Genomic DNA, 6074 nt, shown 5'->3' with positions numbered 1-6074 from the left:
AGAGACCGGCGAACAAAACGTTCCAATCACGACAAACCTGACAAAAGTGGCGGATGCCCGACATTTGCGAGAAATGTCGACGGTTGCGCTGGGGACAAGGGAATTCACGTGGACTTCAAATCGCGCCAAGGATCATGTGCCTGTTCGTGGCTAAGGGGCGTTACTCGACTTCTCGTGAACGTCCCTGGCGGTCTTATCAACCCTTGTCCTGGTTCCTGCTTTGCACCACCTTCCGCTTGGAGCCATGAAGAGGGTCGTTGTTTCGATAATTTGAGGATGGGCTGCTTGGCGATTTGTTCGTAGCCCAGCTCGGGTCCATACGTCTCGGTACGGTTCGCCTGCCTATCCTGTTCACGGCACTTTCGAACATAAGACCGAACGTCATCAGAGCGATCGCTGTGATGCGCAACATATTTCATTTGGTACGACGTTTGCTGGTGATCGGTGACGCTGGTTGACCATAGGCTCTGATGCCGATCTCGTCGGACAAGGACGCAATTGAAGTCAACTACGGAGGTTTTCGGGACCTGACACGATGATTGGTTCGGTGCATGCGGAACGCTTGGCGGCACGAGGATGACACCGAAAAGTACGTGGGGTCAAATCAATGGAGTGAAAAATGAAAAAGTATGTTTGCGAATTCTTCGGGACCTTCACACTTGTCTTCCTCGGCTGCGGCACATTGCTTTATATGCGTCAAGAGGTGGGCCTGTTGGGTGTCGCTTTAGCCTTCGGGACGACCGTGGTTGCAATGGCCTACACGATTGGCCCAGTCTCGGGCGCGCATCTCAATCCGGCGGTCAGCCTGGGTTTCCTCGTGTCGCGCCGATTGAGAGTGTGGGACTTTCTCGCGTATGTCTCCGCCCAATGTGCAGGAGCTATCGCGGCGGCAGGCACGCTCTACCTTATCGCTATGAACAAGGTCGGCGGTTACGATATCACCCTAGAAGGTTTCGCCCAAACCGGCTGGGTAGTCTACGGATGGAGAGCTGCGTTCCTATTCGAGTTTATCGCCACGTTCCTGTTCGTAACTGTATTCCTCAAATGCACGGCTGGACGCGGCGCTGTTGCACGATTGGCGATTGGACTTGCCTTAGTTGCGATCCACCTTGGCGGTATCACCGTTTCGGGTTCTTCTGTGAATCCAGCACGATCGATCGGCCCAGCACTTTTCGCAGGAGGGGCGGCACTCTCTCAACTCTGGCTTTATATATGTGCGCCAATGCTCGGCGCTATTGCGGCCGGCCTTCTTCAGCTCAGGGGGATCGTCGCGTCAAGCGAGCCGCAAAGTCTGCGCCAATTTGAATCGCGCGAAATGACCAGCGACATATCCAGCCCGGTTTCATTCCTTCGCCACCGAAGGAGAGGTATCCCAAAAAGGGAAAGCCACTGATCGAGGAGGGGGTCTCGACCTTGACAGGGGAGCGCATCCCCAGACACTCGCCGTTGCATCCCGCATATCTTGACGCTTACTGCGATCTTCCTACGGATTGGGACCACGGTCGTCTCTGACGTATCGACAAACGTCGCATACGGATCGACAATGGCAGCCCAACGTCCAGCTATCATTGGCGGCGATCCAAAACGGCGGCGATCGCGGCCAAAGCCTCGTGTATCGCGATACTCACCGACCTTCCGCTCAAGGTTGTCAAGGGTCCGCGATACTCATCCATACCGCAGATGCGTGTCATTAGGAGCATGAATTTTACAATGGTGAGGCTGCCATATAGGACACGTTGGGCGGCGGATCTAATGGAGCAAATCTCCAGCGTCTGGGGGGTTGCGCTGGGGTGCCGATCCACACCCAAGCGCCGGTAGGTGATAGACGATACCCACAGCGGCTAGGAGCCATTGAATCGGCAATATGTTCTTTTGATACGGTGTCGCGCAAGTTTGGCATGGAGAATCATATGCAATCGCAACAATAGCCGAGTGCAGAGTCAAGCAGCGCTACTTGCATACGCGCAAATGTCCGTTAGAAGATTTCGACGACGTGGCAGCCCAAGCAGTTGCGCGGCAGCGAGTTTAGGCGGGGCGTACGTTGCGGCGAAAAACAGCCAATGGACACGCCGAAAACGGCTACTGGGCCTAAGTCGCCACGGTCGCCCTGTGAACTTGGAACCCAGGCAAATTGTATGACCGTTGGCCGTCGTTCAGCATGCCGAAGTCGGAGCGCTGATCGGAAGCTGGATTAGCCTGCATGATGAACGAGAGGTTGGAAAATGCCGCTTTCAAAGGCTCCCGTAGGCATCGTGAGATGTTGAGAATGCGAGCAAGAATTGTAGGTGGAAAGACAGTGCCTGAGGCGCCAGAGGCCGACGATCGCGATCTAGCTTTAGACTTCGCCAAAGGAATACTCATTGTCTTGGTGATTTTCGGTCACCTGATACAATATATCTTTTACGAGGGTGATGGCTTCTGGGATTCGGCATGCTTCAAATCGATCTACATGTTTCACATGCCTCTCTTTATGGCGATAAGCGGATATCTCTCTAGATCAGGGCTACTAGGCAAATCGTTCAGGCAAGCCATCGGTGATCGCGCGCTGCAGCTCCTGGTGCCGACGCTGTTCTGGTGCACCCTTTTGGAGGCAGTCAAATTGCTCATGTTTCCCCGGCCGCCGGACGCACCTGGCAACCTGTTGCAATTCATGCACGATTTCGTCGGCACATACTGGTTCATCTGGGCTGCGTTTGCTTCTTTTCTTTTGGTCAAACTTATTTCGATCTTCAACTCCGGGTCGGCACGCTCTTTGCTTGTCTCATCCATACTGGTCGCAGTTGCCCCCGTGACGTTTTCTATATTCCCTCTCATAAAGTACACCTATCCCTTTTTCTGCATGGGATTTTCATTTGCGCAGTCGAGAGATTGGTGGACGAGCATAATGCGGTATCATAAGCCACTCCTGATGATGTCCGCCTCTATCGCGGCTAGCTTGTGCTTCATGGCGTGGCGCGAGGACACCTATGTCTACAACAATCTCGCCTTAATCCAGGATCTGCAGTCGGCAAAAGATATCCTTCTGATGTTTTTTGGCTCGACAGTGGCCTCTGCAGTGATGATCGAGATTCTGCTTCAATCCTGGAAAATTGGACGCTCGAACCGGGTGGTTCGCTTTATCGCCGTGGAAGTGGGGCAGAGCACGCTCGTGTTGTACCTGGTGCAGGCTACGGTATTCCGTCTCATGGATTTGATACAATACGGAGAACAATGGGCTCCCACAATGAGGTCTGGCGCGGCGGGAATTCTCGGGACGATGATCATTGCCGTAGCACTAGCAGTTCGCTGGAGCGTGCGCGACATTCCCTATCTGTCCCAGCTCATGCTTGGAACGCCACCCCGCCTCGTTCGTTTGCCGAGCAATCCTGCGAATAACTAGCGGTGTTCAATTCTCAACCTAAACTTCGTCAGCAAGCAAGCATGCCAAGGCACGCGTTAAGGGGCCCATTTTTAAAGGATCCTTTTGCACGAAGATCGGCTGAGGTCCGACTGATGTGCCAATCACGTATCGAGAATCCGCAAACCCCTCGCGCCCAATGCTCCGCGACGACGCGGGCGCTTGACCCCCAGGGTATCGACTCCACCCTCTTTGAGGTTGCCAAAGATTCGGTTTGCTTCGCACTTGTTTGGGGTCCGCTTGCCGCCAGGTCCCGTTGTCCCTGCTAAAATCGCGAGCGTTCGCTAAGGTACCAGAAACGCTTTTCCGGCCTGTGCTAAGCAATGACCGGAAACAGCGAGTATCGCCTCAGCGGTCACACCGAGGCAGCACTGCTCCATGACGGCCGCTGCCACAGTCATCCTCTTGCCGGCGCCGACGGTACCGGCCAGCTAGGTCGTGCCGGCAGCATGATCCCCCGGGTGCCGTGTTCTGGTGCGGATAGAGAGTGAACGCGGCCGACGCACGCCGGCAACTTAAGATACACGCCGCCGAGGCGCCCAGGGGCTGGTTGTTGAAACGGTCCTAAAACCTTGCGGCCGGTCGATCCGGTGGGCATCGGACCAGGACCCGGCCCTGAAGGGCCATCTGATCTTCGTGAGCTTCCCCTTTGCCGGCTACGTCTAACAGCCGTTCACTGTGGAAATTCAGAGCGTTGTTGAGCTGTCGCCGGCGTCGCGGGGGCCTATGCCGCATTCCATTTGCCCGCGGCATTCCCCCAAATGACGGCGCTAACTGTCGAGGAAGGGAGCTCCAGCCAGTGATGCATGCGGGTCTCGGAGTCCATCACTGGGAGGCGCTGTGATCGCCAAGCAAAGAAGATCGACCGGCTGCACCTCGGCAAGCGGCCGGACATTGCGCCCAATCCGCGAATTGAGAGCGGAGCGGCTTCGGCGGGTGTCATTTGTTGCTGACGTGGCCGGAGAATAGGCTTCCGCCGCTGCACCGGGATGCCATTTCTTCGATCCCCACCGCGTCTTGTCCGGTTCACGACAACGTTGTCCTCGATCAATTCTTCATGGGCTAGCTAAGAAGCTGGAAACAATACAGATGCCGTGTTCCGAACCTCAGCGGAGGAGACTGGCATGAGTCTTGAACTCCCAGAACTACGCGGCGGGCAATCGCCTGGTGGAACGTGTGGCGTCCGGTCGAAGTCGATTTGAACCTTGAAGGGAAAATACATGGCAGGTCTGCATCAGTTCGCACGGAAAAGGGGGTATCGGCAAGTACACGGCCTCTCAAGATACTCTCACTGTCCTTGTCGACCTCGAAAAGCTGATTCCACCCCCCGCCTGATCCTCAATTCGAAAGCCCGAGACACGGTTTTACACCTGGCGGCGAATAGGTTGGTTGAGGGTGGAGTTCGCGGCGAAACCTACCGCCACTGGACTATCGCGACGGGAATCTCGCTTGTGAAGCGCTTTTCGTCAAGCCCGCCAGCGTTGCCCGCCGCTTGCCGTTGTTGTTGCGGCCGCCCCGTTTCGAGGGGCCATGTCATTCGTCCGGGCCAAGTTGCGTCGCCACAGGTCCCATCTGCCGCACCATTTTAAGGGATGGTGTTACCGGAAGCGGGTGTGGCCCTTAGTCAAACCGCATCCAACACTCAGGAGGATTTTAACTGATGTCAAACGTCACCCCTGTCCCCAACAATGCTCGATTAGATGAGAAAGATGCTCTCGCCACGCCTTTCATTAAGTGCCTCTTGCGTCTGATGCGTGCTCAAGACACCTTTGAATTGTGGCAAGAGAAATCGGACACCGATTTGCTCTGTGATTTCATCGTGACGAGGCAGCAGCGTAGGGCGATTCCTCTCATCGGGGGACCTGACCTAGAGGTGCAGTGGCGGCTTGAGATCTTCTATGCCGCCGTAGCACTTGCTATAGAGGAGCAGTCCGGACTGATGGCGTCACCGGTGTTGACTGTGAACCATGAGGGATTCGGTCGGATATTACTCACGGCGGGGCGGCTCGTAGTACTCTCGAAGACGCTCCGCGACGTACATCGATTTGGCTTCGACAACCTCCAAAAGCTCGCCGAGGCGGGAACTGGCCTGGTCGATAATGGCTTAACAACAATTAAGACCTATTCAGATGTAGCGCGCGTTTAAGTGCGGTTGAAACGGCTCATATAGGGCGGAATTCTTCGCTAATCTGCCCAGCAATCAAGCAATCCGGGGGTGTGCCCTAGCGTTCTTGGCGCGGGGGGGGGGGGGCGACATGGAGGAACCTGCATGACAGTGCGTTCACTACTCACTACGGCTCCTCTTTGGCTCCGGCGTATCTCACAAGCACTGATCAAGCGACGTGTATTGGCTGCGCCCCTTGTTTTCTGGTCTGCCAGTGTTCGGCAGGAAGGTAGGTGGTTGGCCTTCAAATGACCTGTCACCGAATTTTCATCCGGCGTCTGACCTGCCACTGAGAATTTCTGAACCGCTCCCAAACGTTGGACCACCGGATGCTAGAGTTTTCCGGCTTCATTCAGGGAGGCGGGCTGGTTGCGCCTCCCGAATTCACCAACGAGATCGGCACCTTGTTGCCGATCGCACCATGAGGTCTTTCCTCATTGTAGTATCTACGCCAATCCTCCATCTTTTCGCGGGCATCCGCAAGGGTCAGGAACCAATGCTGGTTCAGGCATT

4 protein-coding genes and 1 pseudogene are annotated in these 6074 nt (G+C 55.5%); 4 read left to right on the top strand and 1 reads right to left on the bottom strand.

All coding sequences use genetic code 11. The features are described 5' to 3' along the window. Positions 1–619 precede the first annotated feature (619 nt). The 4 genes and pseudogenes from CO660_RS31975 (at position 620) to CO660_RS31955 (ending at position 5543) form a co-directional block, all read left to right on the top strand. Positions 620–1393, top strand: coding sequence for an aquaporin (locus tag CO660_RS31975; protein ID WP_097545515.1), 774 nt, complete (start codon positions 620–622; stop codon positions 1391–1393). Positions 1394–2266: 873 nt separating this feature from the next. Beyond that, on the top strand, positions 2267–3379 hold the full coding sequence (nolL, locus tag CO660_RS31970; protein ID WP_309506638.1) for a nodulation factor fucose acetyltransferase NolL: 1113 nt from the start codon (positions 2267–2269) through the stop codon (positions 3377–3379). A 1251-nt stretch (positions 3380–4630) separates the two neighbouring features. Further along, positions 4631–4776, top strand: a pseudogene (nifH, locus tag CO660_RS34610) (nitrogenase reductase); the annotation flags it as partial. 281 nt (positions 4777–5057) lie between these two features. Beyond that, entirely contained in the window at positions 5058–5543 is a 486-nt protein-coding gene (locus CO660_RS31955; protein ID WP_004677039.1) for a NifX-associated nitrogen fixation protein, read from the top strand. Positions 5544–5913: 370 nt separating this feature from the next. On the opposite strand, the gene CO660_RS31950 is transcribed toward CO660_RS31955, so the two are convergent. Next, a partial coding sequence (locus CO660_RS31950) for an integrase core domain-containing protein (protein WP_141504967.1) occupies positions 5914–6074 on the bottom strand: 161 nt, incomplete at its 5' end.

The organism is Rhizobium sp. L9, from assembly GCF_002531885.1.
GTDB lineage: Bacteria > Pseudomonadota > Alphaproteobacteria > Rhizobiales > Rhizobiaceae > Rhizobium.
Note: the sequence above shows the minus strand (reverse complement) of the source record. Positions and strands in the feature narration are given on the sequence as shown.

What these genes read in the sequence shown, in the direction of transcription:
- CO660_RS31975 (WP_097545515.1), top strand. Translation starts at nt 620, where the DNA reads ATGAAAAAGTATGTTTGCGAATTCTTCGGGACCTTCACACTTGTCTTC.
- nolL (WP_309506638.1), top strand. Translation starts at nt 2,267, where the DNA reads ATGCGAGCAAGAATTGTAGGTGGAAAGACAGTGCCTGAGGCGCCAGAG.
- CO660_RS31955 (WP_004677039.1), top strand. Translation starts at nt 5,058, where the DNA reads ATGTCAAACGTCACCCCTGTCCCCAACAATGCTCGATTAGATGAGAAA.